At 40.3% G+C, this 19669-nt stretch carries 14 protein-coding genes; 7 read left to right on the forward strand and 7 right to left on the reverse strand.

Annotation, left to right across the window (positions count from 1 at the left end; translation table 11 throughout):
* Window positions 1–10: 10 nt before the first annotated feature.
* The 5 genes from HT679_RS10445 to HT679_RS10465 all read right to left on the reverse strand — a co-directional run bounded on the left by HT679_RS10445 (window position 11) and on the right by HT679_RS10465 (window position 5586).
* A complete protein-coding gene (locus tag HT679_RS10445) occupies window positions 11–997 on the reverse strand; it encodes a LacI family DNA-binding transcriptional regulator (protein WP_164226273.1) in 987 nt (328 codons plus the stop codon).
* Between the two features lie 9 nt (window positions 998–1006).
* The gene (locus tag HT679_RS10450) at window positions 1007–1807 is read right to left on the reverse strand and encodes a DUF1189 domain-containing protein (RefSeq protein WP_164226274.1); all 801 of its coding nucleotides are present in this window, start codon (window positions 1805–1807) and stop codon (window positions 1007–1009) included.
* Window positions 1808–2067: 260 nt separating this feature from the next.
* Entirely contained in the window at window positions 2068–2910 is an 843-nt protein-coding gene (locus HT679_RS10455; protein ID WP_004236955.1) for a sugar ABC transporter permease, read from the reverse strand.
* 1 nt (window position 2911) lies between these two features.
* Complete coding sequence (locus HT679_RS10460) at window positions 2912–4204, reverse strand: sugar ABC transporter permease (RefSeq protein WP_173214485.1); 1293 nt, start codon at window positions 4202–4204, stop codon at window positions 2912–2914.
* A gap of 110 nt (window positions 4205–4314) precedes the next feature.
* Window positions 4315–5586, reverse strand: a complete 1272-nt coding sequence (locus tag HT679_RS10465) for an extracellular solute-binding protein (RefSeq protein WP_173214486.1) — start codon at window positions 5584–5586, stop codon at window positions 4315–4317.
* A gap of 658 nt (window positions 5587–6244) precedes the next feature.
* On the opposite strand from HT679_RS10465, the gene malQ reads away from it, so the two are divergent.
* The 3 genes from malQ (at window position 6245) to HT679_RS11490 (ending at window position 10472) form a co-directional block, all read left to right on the forward strand.
* Entirely contained in the window at window positions 6245–7762 is a 1518-nt protein-coding gene (gene malQ, locus HT679_RS10470; RefSeq protein ID WP_173214488.1) for a 4-alpha-glucanotransferase, read from the forward strand.
* Between the two features lie 25 nt (window positions 7763–7787).
* Window positions 7788–10046, forward strand: a complete 2259-nt coding sequence (gene glgP, locus HT679_RS10475) for a glycogen/starch/alpha-glucan family phosphorylase (protein ID WP_173214490.1) — start codon at window positions 7788–7790, stop codon at window positions 10044–10046.
* Window positions 10047–10265: 219 nt separating this feature from the next.
* A complete protein-coding gene (locus HT679_RS11490; protein WP_240148998.1) occupies window positions 10266–10472 on the forward strand; it encodes a hypothetical protein in 207 nt (68 codons plus the stop codon).
* 341 nt (window positions 10473–10813) lie between these two features.
* On the opposite strand, the gene HT679_RS10480 is transcribed toward HT679_RS11490, so the two are convergent.
* Window positions 10814–11662: a putative RNA methyltransferase gene (locus HT679_RS10480; RefSeq protein ID WP_173214491.1), complete on the reverse strand. Its 849-nt coding sequence runs from the start codon at window positions 11660–11662 to the stop codon at window positions 10814–10816.
* Window positions 11663–11812: 150 nt separating this feature from the next.
* On the opposite strand from HT679_RS10480, the gene HT679_RS10485 reads away from it, so the two are divergent.
* Together HT679_RS10485 and HT679_RS10490 are read left to right on the forward strand one after the other, a co-directional pair.
* A complete protein-coding gene (locus HT679_RS10485) occupies window positions 11813–12091 on the forward strand; it encodes a DUF6110 family protein (RefSeq protein WP_000910910.1) in 279 nt (92 codons plus the stop codon).
* Between the two features lies 1 nt (window position 12092).
* The gene (locus HT679_RS10490; RefSeq protein ID WP_173214492.1) at window positions 12093–14156 is read left to right on the forward strand and encodes a heavy metal translocating P-type ATPase; all 2064 of its coding nucleotides are present in this window, start codon (window positions 12093–12095) and stop codon (window positions 14154–14156) included.
* 77 nt (window positions 14157–14233) lie between these two features.
* Here the strand turns inward: HT679_RS10490 and tyrS are convergent, their stop codons facing one another.
* The gene (tyrS, locus tag HT679_RS10495) at window positions 14234–15490 is read right to left on the reverse strand and encodes a tyrosine--tRNA ligase (RefSeq protein ID WP_000546889.1); all 1257 of its coding nucleotides are present in this window, start codon (window positions 15488–15490) and stop codon (window positions 14234–14236) included.
* A gap of 214 nt (window positions 15491–15704) precedes the next feature.
* On the opposite strand from tyrS, the gene HT679_RS10500 reads away from it, so the two are divergent.
* Both HT679_RS10500 and pbp1b read left to right on the forward strand, forming a co-directional pair.
* Window positions 15705–16871 (forward strand): IS30 family transposase, encoded by a 1167-nt coding sequence (locus tag HT679_RS10500; protein ID WP_173214493.1) that lies wholly within the window; start codon window positions 15705–15707, stop codon window positions 16869–16871.
* Between the two features lie 304 nt (window positions 16872–17175).
* Complete coding sequence (gene pbp1b / locus HT679_RS10505; protein ID WP_173214494.1) at window positions 17176–19641, forward strand: penicillin-binding protein PBP1B; 2466 nt, start codon at window positions 17176–17178, stop codon at window positions 19639–19641.
* Window positions 19642–19669 lie beyond the last annotated feature (28 nt).

A 19669-nucleotide genomic window follows, 5' to 3' on the forward strand; every position in this document is an offset into this window, starting at 1 on the left:
GAGCTGGTTTTTATTTTTCGATAATTTTGTGGGCGATTAACTGACGGTAACAAATTTGTTTATTGCTTTTAGCATCGTTGATAATCTGAAGAATTGTTTCAAATGATGTTCGACCAAGTTCTAGGCTATTAATATCGACATAGGCTGCCAAGTTGAGCTTGGGATTGACTGAGTCGAAGCTGAGAACAGGGACATCCAGTTGGTGTTTTGCGATGTAATCACAGACCCCTGCAGCAAGGAGACTATCAATGGTAATAATAGCGTCAATATTTGGATCGTGTTTGAAGAGAAGTCTACTAAAGCGATAACCATTATCTTCAAGAAATTCAGTAGCAAAGTAAGTCAGATTAGTATCGAGAGGAAGTTGGTATTGTTTTAGAGCTAGCTCGTAACCTGTCAGACGGTCTTGTGTTACGAAGAGTCGCTTAGTACCTCCGATAAAGGCAATTCGCTTGCATCCTTTTTTGATGAAATACTCTGTCGCATCAAAACCAGCTTGGACATTGTCATTATCGACAAGTGGAATGAAAGGAGATAGAGATTTACCTAAGATAAGGAAAGGAAATTGCTCGTCTGCTACTAACTTAACCAAAGGGTCCTCTTCTTGGGCATAGAGGAAAATCAAACCATCTACACGCTTACCATAGACCATCTGAGAAATAGCTTTAAGACGCTCTTTGGCATCTTTACCTGTCGCAATCTGAATGGCGTAGTGATTTTCAGAAGCGACTTGGGCAATGCCACGGAGAACAGATGGGAAGAAAGGATTTTGATAGAAGGCATCTGAGTCGTCAGGAAGCACCAAGCCAATAACTTGGGTATAACTGCTTACCAAGCTACGAGCATTGAGGTTGGGGTGGTAGTTGAGTTCCTTCATAGCCTTGCGAACGCGTTTTTTTGTTTCGTCGCTAATGGTTGATTTATTTTGAATAACACGGGTTACGGTTGAAGGCGAAACACCAGCAGCCTTGGCCACGTCTTTAATCGTAACGGGCATAAAAATCTCCTATTTATGGTAATCTGGATCACGGAAATGTGTTTTATAAAAGATAGTGACCAGATACAGAACAAAAAGAATGTTTTGTATAGTGATGAGGTTTGACATATTTTGGCCAAATAATCCCAAAATAAGCGTAATCAGAGTTGGCAATCCTAAACAGTTCAAGATAAAATGATAGCACTCTTTAAAGGTTCTAAATGAAAAGAGGCGTGATTTCTTAGTGATATAAAGGAGAAGACTAGCTCCTAGAGAGACAATAAAGAAATTCAAACCAAAGAGGAAGCTGGCACCGAGAACTAGGAAGAGACTGATATAGACACGATTCTGTTGGTACCAGTCTTTAGAAATCGCTTGGGTTAAGCTGTCTTTGCTTTTGAAACTCTCAGTATCAATCACTCGGTAAGAGACTCGGGTCAGTTCCTTATTTTCCTTGCTGATGACGAGCTCATTCGTATCGAAATGCAGTTGCAAGTCCTTCGGGAACTCCTTACTTGGGCTTGGACCGATCACAATAGAAGGGGCTTGACTAGCTGTTCCTGTATAAGTTAATTTACCATCAACAATTGCAGCATGCTCAGAGAGATCCTGGACAACCTCATCTGTCAATGGTTCATAGACATTATCGATAAAGGTTTCTAGCGGATAAGTCTCCTGTGAGCTGTTTTGGATGGCAATGGGTACCATAGATAAGCTGATAAGGAAGATACTGGTAAAGAGAAGTTGAAACCAGTTGAGCCCGAAACGTTTGGACAGGGGCTTACGAAATCCCCAAATACTTGAAAAATAGGAAAATGGATATGGAAGCATAGGTATCTTTCTAAAAGGTGTTTTCTATATGAGTATTATTATATAGAGAAATGTGCTTTATTTCAAGTCTAGGAGAAAATTGTTTGTTGTAAGGATCTTACTTACAGTAACAATCGCTAATACTCAATGAAAATCAAAGTGCAAACTAGAAAGCTAGCCGCAGGTTGATCAAAACACTATTTTGAGGTTGCAGATGGAAGCTGACGTGGTTTGAAGAGATTTCCGAAGAGTATAAAATGAAAAAGGGTGGCGGGGATATATTATCCCTTGTCGCCACCACTTGTGAGTCCTGAAACAAAGTTCTTTTGTAGGAAGAAGAAGAGAATACAGATTGGAAGGGCGATGAGGATAGCACCTGCTGAGAAGTAGGCAATCTTCATGTTTTTCACATTGCTGACGAAGGTTTGGAGACCTACGGCAACAGTAAAGTATTCTTTCTCACGAAGCAAGAAACTAGAGAGGATGTAGTCCCCAAAAGGTCCCATGAAGGCCCAGAGAGCTTGTACGGCAACCATTGGGCGAACAAGTGGAAGAACAATTTGCCAGAAGCGGCGGAAGTGTCCTGCACCGTCTAGTTTTGCAGATTCGTCTAAAGACATTGGCACTGTATCGAAGTAGCCTTTCATGAGCCAAGCATTCATCGGGATACCACCACCAACGTAGAGGAAGATGAGGAACCAGCTGTGGTTAAGGGCGTTCAACATAAGCGCCATAACGAAGAAGGCTGTCAAAGCGGCCATGGTTGGCACCATTTGGATAATCAAGAAGAAAACCAAACTTTGTTTACGAGCCAAGAAGTTATAACGGCTGTAAGCATAACCAGCAAGTACGATGATACTTGTTTGAACAGCCATGGTAATCAAGGCGATAATCAAAGTGTTGAGGTACCAAGTGCCGTACAAGGTTTCAGTGAAGAGGCCTTTAAAGTTATCAAAATTGAGGTCGATATTAGTATCTAGTTTAAAGGCTGAGACGTTACCTGCTTTAAAGGCTGACATGATGGTAATCAAAAGTGGATAGATAATCACGATTGAAAGGCCAATCAGGTAAAGGTAAGTAAGGGTTTGAGTCAGTCTACGTTTGAGTTTAATTGAGTTATTCATCTTAGACGTCCTCCATATCAAATGCGTGTAGTTTCTTGAATGCGATCATAGAGATTGAGATGACAATGATAGAGATAATCAAGGTAACAGCTGCCGCCATTGAGTATTGAGGAGATGTACCTGTTGTCAAACGGTAGATCCATGAGATCAAGATATCGGTTGAACCAGCTCCACCACCGACACTACCAGGACCACCACCATTGAAGAGGTACATGATAGAGAAGTTGTTAAAGTTGAAGGTGTATTGGCTAATCAAAGTAGGTGCCGCAACAGCCAAAATCATTGGGAAAGTGATGTTGCGGAATTTTTGCCAAGCATTAGCACCGTCAATATAAGCTGCTTCGTAAAGGTCGTTAGGAATAGATTGCAAGATACCCAAAGTCAAAACGTAGATGTATGGGAATCCGAGCCAACCTTGCATCATAATCAAGGCAATTTTAGTCCAAGTTGGGTCTGTTTTCCAAGGAATAAGAGCTCCATCAAGGAAAGGAAGGAATTTAGCCAAGATTGGCAATACTTGAGTGTTGATAGCACCGACACTATCGTTAAACATGTTTGAGAATGTCAAGATAGTGATGAAGGCTGGGACAGCCCAAGGAAGAAGGAAAATAACACCAAAGATACGTTTTCCTTTGATAAATGGTTGGTTAGCAATGATAGCTGTGAAGATACCAATTACGATTTGTAAAGTAGAAGCTGCCAAAGCCCAGATGATAGTCCAAGAAAGAACAGACCCAAAGGCTGAACGGAAGGTACTCAAGCTCCAGATATTACTAAAGTTTGTCAAACCAACCCAGTCCAACAATTTGTTTGGTGGTAAGTGTTGGAAGTCATAGTTAGTAAAGGCGATCATCAAGGTTACGATAACTGGGAAGATAATCGCAAAAGTCATGGCAACATAAGATGGAATAATCAAAAGGTAAGGGAAGCCATTTTCATAGATTCCTTTGATCATTTCTTTGAGGGTACGTGGAACTGGAATTCCATTGTTAATGCGTTTTGCAATCGTATGTGCATCTTTAATATTTGAGAAATAAAAGAGTACATAAACGACTACAAAGATTAAATGGAAGGCACCACGAATCAGCATAAAGAGGGAATTATCACGACCTGGCTTGTCACCAAGAGTGATGAGGTTGCTCAATTCAGGGGCTGCAAGTGCTAGGAAGTAAAGGACAAATACGATGGTTACACCAAGGAAGATAAAACCTTTGGCTTTTTGTTTATTGTAAATCTGTCCTAACCCAGGAATGATAGACAGCAGGGCTGCTTTACTAGGTTGTTGCTTTTCCATAATAACTCCTTTCATAGGATACTGCTTTTTTATAAGAAAGCTAAATTATTTGTGTTTCTATTGATAAATTCAAAGGGGGATTTGATTTCCACCCCCCTTGAACAAATTTGTTATTCACCAAATTTTTGTTTGATTGTTTCTTTAATCAATGTTACAGCATCGTTAGCAGATGTTTTCGCATCTTTTTGACCACTTACAGCATCAAAGAGCATGTTTTTCGCTGGATCCCAAACTGCAGACATTTGAGAGATGTTTGGCAGTGGCTGAGTGCTCTTGAACTGTTTGATAACAGCTGTTGTCAACTCATCGTTTTTACCTTCAGCGTATGAACGAGCTTCAGTATTAGCTGGGATTTCATTAGTCTTATCGTATAAGGTTTTTTGTTGTTCAGTTGAAACAAGGAAGTCTACAAATTTTTGTGCGGCTTCAAGGTTCTTAACGGCTTGAGGGATGACCCAGGCTTTACCACCACCGAATGCAGCATATTCTTTTCCATTTGGAAGAGTTGGAATAGTTGCAACTCCGTAGTTTACTTTAGCATCTTTGAAAGCTTGAGCTTTCCAAGGTCCGTCGATGATAGCAGCTGTTTTACCTTCTTGGAAATGAGTTTGGATCAAGTTTCCAGCACCTTCTGTATCTTGCATACCTTTAGGCCATTTTTCATACCAAGATTTAGCGTAGTTGATACCTGCGATAGAACCGTCGTTGGCAAGACCGATGTCTTTAGGATCTTTACCATTTTGACCGAATACGTATCCGCCGTTACCAGCAAGAAGTCCGTATGCATAGTAGAAGTTTGTCCAGTCAGCTAGGAAGGCAGTAGTTTTGCCATCTTCTCCAGCGAAGGCATATTTGCTATCTTTAGCAAGGTTTTCCAAGTCAGCAAATGTTTTTGGAGCATCTTTTACCAAGTCTTTGTTGTAGTACATAACAAGTGACTCGATAACGGCAGGAGCACCGTAAACTTTACCATTAGCAGCGGTTACAAGAGATTTAGTTGTGTCGTCTGTTTTAGCACCATCGCTCAATTTCACTTCTGAAAGTTGTCCGTCAGAACCAAGGCTACCTACACGGTCGTATGGAGCCATCATAATATCAGGGACATTACCAGATTGGTTATCAAGTGAAAGTTTATCAAGACCTCCTAGAGCATCACCAGTTTTAAGAGTAATTTTTACGCCAGCTTCTTTTTCATAAGCTTTAGCAATCTCTTCAATATAGCTCTTATATCCTTCGTCTACATATACAGTGAGTTCTTTGGCTTCAGATGAACCAGAATCAGCAGGCTTATCAGCAGTTTTGCTTCCGCAAGCTACCAAAAGCAAGCTAGCAAGTGTAACAGTTCCAAGCACAGCAGCGCTCTTCGTGAATTTAGATGACATAGTGTATTCCTCCTAAAGAATAACAAGTTTTATTGACAAGGAAAACGCAAACGTTTTCCTTTATGAGCTTAGTATAGCACAAATAGAAAACGGTTGCAAGTGTTTTTGTTAAAAATTTTAAAAAAATTTTAAGCTTGATTTGATAGCATGATTTTGCTTTTTAATAGAAGAAAAGTGTGAAATAGATAAGAATACAGTATTTTTAATAAAAAATAGATGGAATCTATCTAAAGAGGGAAATCAGGAGGGGTTACTTCCCTGTTTCTAATTCCTATCTATTTTCTATAGACCTTTGTGCCTCCGTACATATAAATTCAAGTTTTCTAAGGGAGATTTGCACTTTGTAGACTGTTTCATGAGGCTCAAACTTTAGGATTAGATAGTTTTAATACTCTTCGAAAATCAAATTCAAACCGCGTCAACGTCGCCTTGCCGTACTCAAGTACAGCCTGCGGCTAGTTTCCTAGTTTGCTCTTTGATTTTCATTGAGTATAAGTTATCTTTGCTAAAATGGGTTAATCTCCTTAAAAATAATCAAAAAAGTTTTTTAAAAACGCTTGCAATTATGTTTGAAAAGGAGTATAATTATAAGTAACGCAAACGTTTGCGTCTACTAAAATACGCAACGTTCCATTATTTTAACACATGAGGTGCTATTATGAAAAAACGTCAAAGTGGTGTGTTGATGCACATCTCTTCTCTTCCAGGAGCATACGGAATCGGATCATTTGGTCAAAGTGCTTACGACTTCGTTGATTTCTTGGTTCGTACAAAACAACGTTACTGGCAAATCCTTCCATTAGGAACAACTAGTTACGGAGATTCTCCTTACCAGTCTTTCTCAGCCTTCGCAGGAAACACTCATTTTATCGATTTGGATATCTTGGTGGAGCAAGGTTTGTTGGAAGCAAGTGACCTTGAAGGAGTTGACTTTGGTAGCGATGCGTCTGAAGTTGACTATGCTAAGATTTACTATGCACGTCGTCCTCTTTTAGAAAAAGCGGTGAAACGTTTCTTTGAAGTCGGAGATGTTAAAGATTTTGAGAAATTTGCTCAAGACAACCAATCATGGCTTGAGCTCTTTGCTGAGTATATGGCTATCAAAGAGCATTTTGAAAATCTTGCTTGGACTGAATGGCCAGATGCAGATGCTCGTGCTCGTAAAGCTTCAGCACTTGAAAGCTACCGTGAGCAATTGGCAGACAAGTTGGTTTACCACCGTGTGACTCAATACTTCTTCTTCCAACAATGGTTAAAATTGAAAGCATATGCTAACGACAATCACATCGAAATCGTTGGAGACATGCCAATCTACGTAGCGGAAGATTCAAGCGATATGTGGGCAAATCCACATCTCTTCAAGACAGATGTCAACGGTAAGGCTACTTGCATCGCAGGATGCCCACCAGATGAGTTCTCTGCAACTGGTCAGCTTTGGGGTAACCCAATCTATGACTGGGAAGCAATGGACAAAGACGGTTACAAATGGTGGATTGAACGCTTGCGTGAAAGCTTCAAAATCTATGACATCGTTCGTATCGACCACTTCCGTGGTTTCGAATCTTACTGGGAAATCCCTGCTGGTTCTGATACAGCAGCACCTGGTGAGTGGGTGAAAGGTCCTGGCTACAAGCTTTTTGCAGCCGTTAAGGAAGAACTTGGTGAGCTAAACATCATCGCAGAAGACCTTGGTTTCATGACAGATGAAGTTATCGAATTGCGTGAACGTACTGGCTTCCCAGGAATGAAGATTCTTCAATTTGCCTTCAACCCAGAAGACGAAAGCATCGATAGCCCACACTTGGCACCTGCTAACTCAGTTATGTACACAGGAACTCACGATAACAATACGGTTCTTGGTTGGTACCGTAACGAGATTGATGATGCGACTCGTGAGTACATGGCTCGTTACACGAACCGTAAAGAATACGAAACAGTGCCACATGCTATGCTTCGTACAGTCTTTTCATCAGTTAGCTTCATGGCAATTGCAACTATGCAAGATTTGCTAGAATTGGATGAGGCGGCTCGTATGAACTTCCCATCTACCCTTGGTGGAAACTGGTCTTGGCGTATGACTGAAGAGCAATTGACACCAGCTGTTGAGGAAGGTTTGCTTGACTTAACAACAATCTATCGCCGAATCAATGAAAATTTGGTAGAATTAAAGAAATAATACAATATCAGGAGACATCTTAAACATGTTATCACTACAAGAATTTGTACAAAATCGTTACAATAAAACCATTGCAGAATGTAGCAATGAAGAGCTTTACCTTGCTCTTCTTAACTACAGCAAGCTTGCAAGTAGCCAAAAACCAGTTAACACTGGTAAGAAAAAAGTTTACTACATCTCAGCTGAGTTCTTGATTGGTAAACTCTTGTCAAACAACTTGATCAACCTTGGTCTTTACGACGATGTCAAAAAAGAACTTGCTGCTGCAGGTAAAGACTTGATCGAAGTTGAAGAAGTTGAATTAGAACCATCTCTTGGTAATGGTGGTTTGGGACGTTTAGCTGCCTGCTTTATCGACTCAATTGCTACTCTTGGTTTGAATGGTGACGGTGTTGGTCTTAACTACCACTTTGGTCTTTTCCAACAAGTTCTTAAAAACAACCAACAAGAAACAATTCCAAATGCATGGTTGACAGAGCAAAACTGGTTGGTTCGCTCAAGCCGTAGCTACCAAGTGCCATTTGCAGACTTTACTTTGACATCAACTCTTTATGATATTGATGTTCCTGGTTACAAGACAGAAACGAAGAACCGCTTGCGTTTGTTTGACTTGGATTCAGTTGATTCTTCTATTATTAAAGATGGTATCAGCTTTGACAAGACAGACATCGCTCGCAACTTGACTCTCTTCCTTTACCCAGATGATAGTGACCGTCAAGGTGAATTGCTCCGTATCTTCCAACAATACTTCATGGTTTCAAACGGTGCGCAATTGATCATCGACGAAGCAATCGAAAAAGGAAGCAACTTGCATGACCTTGCTGATTACGCAGTTGTCCAAATCAACGATACTCACCCATCAATGGTTATCCCTGAATTGATCCGTCTTTTGACTGCACGTGGTATCGAGCTTGACGAAGCAATCTCAATCGTTCGTAGCATGACTGCCTACACTAACCACACAATCCTTGCTGAAGCCCTTGAAAAATGGCCTCTTGAATTCTTGCAAGAAGTGGTTCCTCACTTGGTACCAATCATCGAAGAATTGGATCGTCGTGTGAAAGCAGAATACAAAGATCCAGCTGTTCAAATTATCGATGAGAGCGGACGTGTTCACATGGCTCACATGGATATCCACTACGGATACAGCGTTAACGGGGTTGCGGCACTTCACACTGAAATCTTGAAAAATTCTGAGTTGAAAGCCTTCTACGACCTTTACCCAGAAAAATTCAACAACAAAACAAACGGTATCACTTTCCGTCGTTGGCTCATGCATGCTAACCCAAGCTTGTCTCACTACTTGGATGAGATTCTTGGAGAAGGTTGGCACCATGAAGCTGATGAGCTTGAAAAACTATTGTCTTATGAAGACAAAGCAGCTGTCAAAGAAAAATTGGAAAGCATCAAGGCTCACAACAAACGTAAATTGGCTCGTCACTTGAAAGAACACCAAGGTGTGGAAATTAATCCAAACTCTATCTTTGACATCCAAATCAAACGTCTTCACGAGTACAAACGCCAACAAATGAACGCTTTGTACGTGATCCACAAATACCTTGACATCAAAGCTGGTAACATCCCTGCTCGCCCAATCACAATCTTCTTTGGTGGTAAAGCAGCTCCAGCCTACACAATCGCTCAAGACATCATCCACTTGATCCTTTGCATGTCAGAAGTTATCGCTAACGATCCAGCAGTAGCTCCACACTTGCAAGTAGTTATGGTTGAAAATTACAACGTTACTGCAGCAAGCTTCCTTATCCCAGCATGTGATATCTCAGAACAAATCTCACTTGCTTCTAAAGAAGCTTCAGGTACTGGTAATATGAAATTCATGTTGAACGGAGCTTTGACTCTTGGTACTATGGACGGAGCTAACGTGGAAATCGCTGAGTTGGTTGGCGACGAAAACATCTACATCTTTGGTGAAGATTCAGAAACTGTTATCGACCTTTACGCAAAAGCAGCTTACAAATCAAGCGAATTCTACGCTCGTAAAGCTATCAAACCATTGGTTGACTTCATCGTTAGCGATGCAGTTCTTGCAGCTGGAAATAAAGAGCGCTTGGAACGTCTTTACAATGAATTGATCAACAAAGACTGGTTCATGACTCTTCTTGACTTAGAAGATTACATCAAAGTGAAAGAGCAAATGTTGGCTGACTACGAAGACCGTGACGCATGGTTGGATAAAGTCATCGTTAACATTTCTAAAGCAGGGTTCTTCTCATCTGACCGTACAATTGCTCAGTATAACGAAGATATCTGGCACTTGAACTAAGATACAAATTTATACTAATACATTTTGTAAAAAAGCGAGTTTCGATTGAAATTCGCTTTTTTAATGATGTAGATTTGAGTCAATCTTGTCTTAAAAAGATAGAAATCATAGATACAGTGAAGGCTTTAAATACTGCTTTTTACTCTCTTTCAACCTCATACCCCTTGTATTCGATTACATAAAGTATTATAATATAATTGTAGGAAAGAAGGTGTTTTTATGTGGAAAAAATATTTTTCAAAATATAAATGGACGGATTTATTTTGGATTTTATTTATCATTTTGACCTGCCTCTTGGCGGGTAATGATACTCTTTTCCCCCTTACCCATCAAGAAATCTCTTATCATGGGTGCTTATTTGGAATTACACTTGCCTTATTTCACTTGCTATTTATTGATAAGTTTGTTATCTCGAATCGAAAATAAAGATTAGAACTATGCTTGACTGCCTACTTTTATGATTGATTTTGGAGGGAAGATTTTGTCTCTGTTATTTATTATTTTAAATTTGTTTATCTTGTACAAGATCTATTCTTTAAGGCGGGAAAAATCGAAATACTTGATTTATACGGCCTATATCATATTTGGGGTAAATGTACTATATGGTATTCAATGGTTATTAAAAGAACTGATTTCAAATATTTCCCCTTAATGTGTATGGAAACTATAACAAAACGCATAAGATTAAGGTTTTTGACCACCTGTTCTTATGCGTTTTCGTAATATTGAAGATTTTCGGTAAGTTTTATACCTTTGGGAAGTATAGTTTAGAGTGCTTTCCCAACCAAAATCTCTGCTTCAATGGTAATTTCTGTCAGTTGGCTCCAGTCAATCTTGCTCTGGTCAACGTGAAATAGGAGAGGGGTCATGCTGAGTAGGGCTTGGAGTTGCACTGTTGTGATAGTCTTAGTAAGAGAGGCCGTTTGACTAGATAGGATGGTAAAGTGTTCTTGGAAATGATTTTTGATTTCTTGATTAGAATAATTCTTGTTTGTCAGCTGGTCTTGTACCTTCTGACGGATTTCCTTGAGATGATTTTCAGTTGGGATAATCTTTATCAAGATACCGTCTTTGGATAAAACGCGACGAAATTCTCCATAGTTGGCAGGTGAGAAGATATCAAGCAGGATATCCATGCTAGCGTCTTTTATAGGAAGACGAGCCAAGTCACCAACGAACCAGTTGACTGCCCAGTTGGGTTCGCTCTTGGCAGCGATTTGGACTGAATCTTTGGAGATGTCAAAGGCATAGAAAGTTTTTTCAGAGTGACTTTCTTGGAGTTTACGAGAGTAGAAACCTTCACCACAACCGATATCTAAAATTGTTTTGGCATTTTTTGAGCTTGAAAGTAAATCAGAGACGACCTCTAGAATAGCTTGGTAAAATCCAGCTTCTAGGATTTGTTGGCGGTTTTGAAAATTTTCCTTGTCGTAGTTAGCAGATTGCTTAATTTGAGGTGCCAGATTGACATAGCCAAATTTAGCCAAGTCAAAAGAATGACGGTTGCAGCACTTGAGACTAGTCTCTACCAGAGTCAGATTTTCTTGGCAGATAGGGCAGGCAAAGGCAGTCGCAGAAGCAAAACGCTGGAGTTTAGGTTTGAGATTTGTATTCATAGTTTAAGTGTATCAAAAGAGGCAAATGAAAGCAACTTTAGGATGATTTGTAATAAAATTAAATAGTAGTATAATTACTTTTCAAAGTGCCAAAATTAAATTGCTTTTATATCTAAATTGTTATATAATAATAGCTAGGAGGAAATAAGTATGTTAAAAGAAGTATTGACCGTCGCAAAAGTTGCGAAAAAATCATCACTCTTTTTAGGTGGAGTTGCATTTGGTACCCTTGGTTTGAAAATCTTGGCAAGTAAGGAAGCTAAAAAAGGTTATTCTAAAGCTTTGGCTAAGGCTTACAAGTTGAAAGACGGGCTAGACGCATCTGTTTCTGTTGTGAAGCAACATGGAGACGATGTCTTGCAAGATGCCAAATATTTGTACGAGCAAGAGAAAAAAGAAGAGCAATTAGATAGCCTTATAGGAGAATAATATGTCTTTTAAAGTGCTACATAGAGGATACCAACATATCCGACTATCATCTTCTTTTTCACTCACCTTGGATATTCAAGACTATCTTCGTTCCTTGGCGAGAGATGAAAAGGGGATTGAGTCTATCCAGTTTTACATGGATCAACAGCACTTTACTCTACGTATAAAAGAAGGCTTTTCTGTATTAGATAATGCAGAAGCCTTTTTAAAAAGAATTGATAAAGGGAATGTTTCTGAGTTGATGACTCTTCCCATTCGTAGAGAAGAGAGTGCTTATTCTATAGTTTCAGGTGCAGCGATTAAGCGTATACTTTTTCGTAGTTTTGTGCCGTATCCTATTCGCTATATATGGACTTGTTATCAGGCTTTTGGTTATATTAGAGAAGCCTATCAAACACTAGCGCGTAAGGAACTAACGATGGAGGTTTTGGACTGTTCGGCGATTTTATTGTCCTTGTTTATGAACCAATCTAAGACAGCTAGCAATATCATGTTTATGCTTGATTTGGGGAATCATTTAGATCAGTGGTCCTTGAAAAAAACTGCAACAGATTTAGAACAGAGTCTTCTTGCAAAAGAGAGCGATGTATTCTTAGTACAGGGCGATACGGTCGTTAGTATCAAGAGTTCCGACGTTCAAATAGGAGATGTCTTGGTCCTATCTCAAGGAAATGAAATTCTGTTTGATGGACAAGTAGTTTCAGGTTTAGGTATGGTCAACGAAAGTTCCTTGACGGGAGAGAGTTTTCCAGTTGAAAAAAGAGAGTCTGATTCGGTTTGTGCAAACACAGTCTTGGAGACTGGGGAGCTACGCATTCGTGTAACCGATAATCAGATGAACAGCCGTATTTTACAGCTGATTGAGTTGATGAAGAAATCTGAAGAAAACAAGAAAACGAAACAACGCTATTTCATCAAGATGGCGGACAAGGTCGTCAAATATAATTTCTTGGGGGCTGGGCTGACTTACCTATTGACAGGTTCTTTTTCGAAGGCTATTTCTTTCCTATTGGTCGATTTCTCCTGCGCTTTGAAAATCTCTACTCCTGTAGCTTATTTGACAGCTATCAAGGAGGGGTTGAATCGTGAAATGGTGATTAAGGATGGGGATGTTCTGGAGAAATATCTGGAAGTTGATACTTTCTTGTTTGATAAGACGGGAACAATCACAACTAGCTATCCGATAGTTGAAAAGGTGTTACCTTTTGGGGACTATAGTGAGGAAGATATTCTCAGAATCAGTGCCTGTCTTGAGGAACACATTTATCATCCTATTGCTAATGCCATCGTCAAGCAAGCCGAGATAGAGGGAATTGAACATGAGGAAATGCATGGGAAACTCCAATATATCGCAAGCAAGGGGATTAAATCTCATATAGATGGGCAACCAGTTCTTATTGGGAATTATGTCTTGATGCAGGATGAACAGATTCATATCAGTTCAGAACAACATGCTTTAATTGAAGAGTACAAGAGTCACTACAATCTCTTATTCTTGGCTTATCAGAATGAATTGATTGGAATGTTCTGTATTCATACTCCTTTGAGAAAAGAAGCAAAAGCAGCCTTGGAGAAACTTAAGGCACAAGGGAAAAAATTGATTCTGGCAACAGGGGACACCTTGGTTAGAACAGAGGAATTAGTCAAAGATTTGCCCTTTGATCAGGTCTATACAGACTTGAAACCTGATGGGAAATTTGAGTTAGTAGAGGAACTGCAGAAAGCAGGTCACACTATTTTGATGGTTGGGGATGGGTTGAATGACTCAGCTGCTCTAACCCTATCAGATATCGGTGTGGTGATGAATGAGAGTGCAGATATTTCTAAGCAGATGAGCGATATCTTATTGTTAGATAATCGTTTGGATTTCTTCCAAGAGTTGGATTGGCTATCATCATCTTTGCAAACACTCATCAAGAAGAATATTCAAGATACCGTTGTCGTAAATAGTAGTTTGATTGGCTTTGGCTTGTTTAATTGGCTCAGTCCTTCAAATCTCTCTATCTTACATAATCTAACAACCTTACGCATAGTCCTGCGTAGCCTGTCTATTAAGGCTAGATAGATGTGATTATCAACAACAAAAAGGAGTTACCTTTCTCGAGGGCAACTCCTTTTTTCTATAGGTAAATGTTGAACAGTTTAGTAAGTCAGTACAAAGTATTTTTTCTTCCCGCGACGGATAACAGTCAGTTCGTTCTCAAGCTTATCTGCGTCGTTCAAGACATAGTCAAGGTCTTGGATACGGTCGCCGTTTACGTAGATAGCTCCGTTTTGGACATCTTCACGGGCTTGACGTTTTGAGTTAACCACACCAGATGACACGAGCAGTTCCACGATATTGTGATTTTCATCTACTTGTACTTGGTAGTTTGGCACACCACGAAGTCCTTGTTTGAGCTCTTTGACAGAAAGGTTTTTGATGTTTCCTGCAAAGAGTTGCTCAGTGATGTTGAGGGCTTCTTTGTAAGCTTCTTCTCCGTGAACAAGTGTAACGACTTCACGAGCCAAGACTTTTTGTGCCAAGCGTTCGTGTGGAGCTGCTTCAAATTGTTTACGGATGTCTTCAATCTCATCAAGTGACAAGAAAGTAAAAATCTTCAAGAAGCGAACAGCGTCTGCGTCCATAACGTTCATCCAAAATTGGTACATTTCGTATGGAGAAGTCTTTTCAGGATTAAGCCAGACGGCATTTCCTTCTGATTTACCAAATTTCTTACCAGTTGCATCTGTGATAAGCGGTACTGTGATTACGTGGCCAGTCTTGTCAGCTTTACGACGAAGCAATTCGGTACCAGCTGTCATATTTCCCCACTGGTCAGAACCACCGATTTGAAGCGTTACGTTGTGGTCTTGGTTAAGAACGAAGAAGTCGTAACCTTGCATGATTTGGTAAGCGAACTCAGTGTAAGAAATTCCTGTTTCAATTCGTTTTTTCACAGATTCCTTGCTCATCATGTAGTTGACAGTGAAGTATTTTCCGATATCACGGAGGAAGTCAATGAAGCTGATGCTGCCAAACCAGTCGTAGTTGTTGACCATGACAGCCTTGTTTTCGCCATTTTCAAAATCAAGAAAACGAGAAAGTTGTCCTTGGATAGACTTGACCCAGCCATCTACTGTGTCTTTTGTTTGGAGACTACGTTCAGCATCTTTGAAGGACGGATCTCCGATGAGACCAGTAGCACCGCCAACGAGCGCATAAGGTTTGTGACCTGCTAGTTGCAAGCGACGACTTGTCAAGATTGCGACAAGGTGGCCTAGGTGAAGGCTGTCAGCAGTTGGATCGTAGCCAGTATAATAAGAAACTTGACCTTCTTCTAGGGCTTTACGCAAAGCTTCTTCATCAGTCGTTTGAAAAATCAAACCACGCTCTTTTAGCTCATCAAAAATGTGCATGTGTCTTTTCTCCTTTTTAAAATTATTGTTTCTACCTATTGTATCATAAACTCGGGCAATAGCCTAGCAGAATAGGGAAGAAAGTGGCTATTTTATTGAAAGGCTAACTTCTCAAAGTAACTTCCACTTGCCTAACCAAAGTGGAAATTAGTCTAAAACGGATTTTTATGGTGGAATTAAGTATGAGACGTTTGAGTTAGAAACGAGGCTCACTATGACAAAACATAAACACCTTACCCTTTCAGACCGTAATGATATCCAATTGGGCTTAGAGCGCGGTGAAACCTTCAAAGCTATCGGGCAACTTGTTCTAAAAGACCCGACTACTGTTTCTAAAGAAGTCAAACGAAACAAACAAATTAGATACTCTACCTCTAACAACCTTCCTTGCCCTTTACTCGATAAGGCTCCCTTTGTCTGTAATGGATGTCCTAAAAGAAGACAGAATTGTGGCTATAAGAAGATCTTCTACCTCGCTAAACAAGCTCAAAAACAGTACGAACAAACTCTTGTTGAATCTCGTGAAGGAACTCCTCTTAATTCTCAGACTTTCTGGGATATGGACAAAATCATTTCTGATGGGGTTAAAAAAGGACAACACATCTATCATATTCTGAAAACTCATAACCTTGATGTTAGCTCCTCGACTGTCTATCGACACATCCGAAAAGGTTACCTGTCTATCGCTCCGATTGATCTTGCCAGAGCCGTTAAATTCAAAGAAAGACGGAAAAGTAAGCTACCTTCCATCCCTAAAGAAGCTAAAAAAGGCCGTTCCTATGAGGATTTCCAAAACTATTTAGCACTGAATCAACTAGACTCTTGGCTGGAAATGGATACGGTTATGGGTAGAATGGGAGGTAAAGTCCTACTCACCTTCAATCTATCTTTCTGTAACTTTATCTTCGCTAGACTTCTGGATAATAAAACTGCCCTTGAGGTTACCAAACACCTCTATGATATTAAGAACACTCTTCACCAAGCGGACAAAGATTTCTTCCAACTCTTTCCTGTCATTCTTACCGATAATGGTGGAGAGTTTGCAAGGGTTGATGACATCGAAATGGATGTGCGAGGAGAGAGTAAGCTATTCTTTTGTGACCCTAATCGCTCTGACCAGAAAGGCAGAATTGAGAAAAATCACACGCTGATTCGCGACATTCTACCTAAAGGAACTTCTTTTGACAACTTAACTCAAGAGGACATCAATCTCGTTTGTTCGCATGTCAACAGCGTCAAACGTGCTGCTTTGAATGGAAAGTCAGCCTATGAACTCTTTGTCTTTACCTATGGAGAAGAAATTCCTAAGCTTCTAGGCATTTCTAAAATACCTGCAGAAGACGTTTGTCAGTCTTCTACATTACTCCAACATAAGTTCTAAAAACTAATCTTTAACCGCATTCAAACGTCTCACACTAACTTCCACCATAGCGGAACTTAATCTGAAACGCTTTCAGATAAGGGGATTTTGTGCGCTCTTTTTTTCGATTCATTTTGGTTACAAAAGCAATAAAATCAAGCATGATTAAAACCAGTGGAACTTACCCTGACACGGATTTCCACTGGTTTTTACGATTTTTATCAGACTAACTTCCACTTGGATTAACGGTGGAAGTTAGTTTGGGAATTTACCATTTTATTGAAAGTTTCCCTTTTATGGTATAATAGATAGAGTGAGGAAATCCATGCAAAATCAATTAAATGAATTAAAACGAAAAATGCTGGAATTTTTCCAGCAAAAACAAAAAAATAAAAAATCAGCTAGACCTGGCAAGAAAGGTTCAAGTACCAAAAAATCTAAAACCTTAGATAAGTCAGCCGTTTTTCCAGCTATTTTACTAAGTATAAAAGCCTTATTTAACTTACTCTTTGTGCTTGGTTTTATAGGAGGAATGTTGGGAGCCGGGATTGCTTTGGGGTACGGAGTGGCCTTATTTGACAAGGTTCGGGTGCCTCAGACAGAAGAATTGGTGAATCAGGTCAAGGACATCTCTTCTATTTCAGAGATTACCTATTCGGACGGGACGGTGATTGCTTCCATAGAGAGTGATTTGTTGCGCACTTCTATCTCATCTGAGCAAATTTCGGAAAATCTGAAGAAGGCTATCATTGCGACGGAAGATGAACACTTTAAAGAACATAAGGGTGTAGTGCCCAAGGCGGTGATTCGTGCGACCTTGGGGAAATTTGTAGGTTTGGGTTCCTCTAGTGGGGGTTCAACCTTGACCCAGCAACTGATTAAACAGCAGGTGGTTGGGGATGCGCCGACCTTGGCTCGTAAGGCGACAGAGATTGTGGATGCTCTTGCCTTGGAACGTGCCATGAATAAGGATGAGATTTTAACGACCTATCTCAATGTGGCTCCCTTTGGCCGAAATAATAAGGGGCAGAATATTGCAGGAGCTCAGCAGGCAGCTGAGGGGATTTTCGGTGTAGATGCCAGTCAGTTGACGGTTCCTCAAGCAGCATTTTTAGCAGGACTTCCACAGAGTCCCATTACCTACTCTCCTTATGAAAATACTGGGGAGTTGAAGAGTGATGAAGACCTAGAAATTGGCTTAAGACGGGCTAAGGCAGTTCTTTACAGTATGTATCGTACAGGTGCCTTAAGCAAAGACGAGTATTCTCAGTACAAGGATTATGACCTTAAACAGGACTTTTTACCATCGGGCACGGTCACAGGAATTTCACGAGACTATTTATACTTTACAACTTTGGCAGAAGCTCAAGAACGTATGTATGACTATCTAGCTCAGAGAGACAATGTCTCCGCTAAGGAGTTGAAAAATGAGGCAACTCAGAAGTTTTATCGTGATTTGGCAGCCAAGGAAATTGAAAATGGTGGTTATAAGATTACTACTACCATAGACCAGAAAATTCATTCTGCCATGCAAAATGCGGTTGCTGATTATGGCTATCTTTTAGACGATGGAACAGGTCGTGTAGAAGTAGGGAATGTCTTGATGGACAACCAAACAGGTGCTATTCTAGGCTTTGTAGGTGGTCGTAATTATCAAGAAAATCAAAATAATCATGCCTTTGATACCAAACGTTCGCCAGCTTCTACTACCAAGCCCTTGCTGGCCTACGGTATTGCTATTGACCAGGGCTTGATGGGAAGCGAAACGATTCTATCTAACTATCCAACAAATTTTGCTAATGGTAATCCGATTATGTATGCTAATAGCAAGGGAACAGGAATGATGACCTTGGGAGAAGCTCTGAACTATTCATGGAATATTCCTGCTTACTGGACCTATCGTATGCTCCGTGAAAAGGGTGTTGATGTCAAGGGTTATATGGAAAAGATGGGTTACGAGATTCCTGAGTACGGTATTGAGAGCTTGCCAATGGGTGGTGGTATTGAAGTCACAGTTGCCCAGCATACCAATGGCTATCAGACCTTGGCTAATAATGGAGTTTATCATCAGAAGCATGTGATTTCTAAAATTGAAGCAGCAGATGGTAGAGTGGTGTATGAGTATCAGGATAAACCGGTTCAAGTCTATTCAAAAGCTACTGCGACAATTATGCAGGGCTTGTTGCGAGAAGTTCTATCCTCTCGTGTGACAACAACCTTCAAGGCTAACCTGACTTCTTTAAATCCTACTTTAGCTAATGCAGATTGGATTGGGAAGACTGGGACAACCAACCAAGACGAAAATATGTGGCTCATGCTTTCGACACCTAGATTAACCCTAGGTGGCTGGATTGGGCATGATGATAATCATTCATTGTCACGTAGAGCAGGTTATTCCAATAACTCTAATTACATGGCTCATCTGGTAAATGCGATTCAGCAAGCCTCACCAAGCATTTGGGGGAACGAGCGCTTCGCTTTAGATCCTAGTGTCGTAAAATCCGAAGTCTTGAAATCAACAGGTCAAAAACCAGGGAAGGTTTCTGTTGAAGGAAAAGAGGTAGATGTTACAGGTTCGACTGTTACCAGCTATTGGGCTAATAAGACAGGAGCGCCAACGACCAGTTATCGCTTTGCTATTGGTGGAAGTGATGCGGATTATCAGAATGCTTGGTCTAGCATCGTGGGGAGTCTACCAACTCCATCAAGCTCCAGCAGTTCAAGTAGTAGCTCTAGTGATAGCAGTAACTCAAGTACTACACGACCTTCTTCTTCAAGGGCGAGACGATAAGTTCTATAAACTGTGCTAAATGAAGTGG

It is taken from the genome of Streptococcus sp. 4886, assembly GCF_013276485.1.
Classification (GTDB): Bacteria; Bacillota; Bacilli; order Lactobacillales; family Streptococcaceae; genus Streptococcus.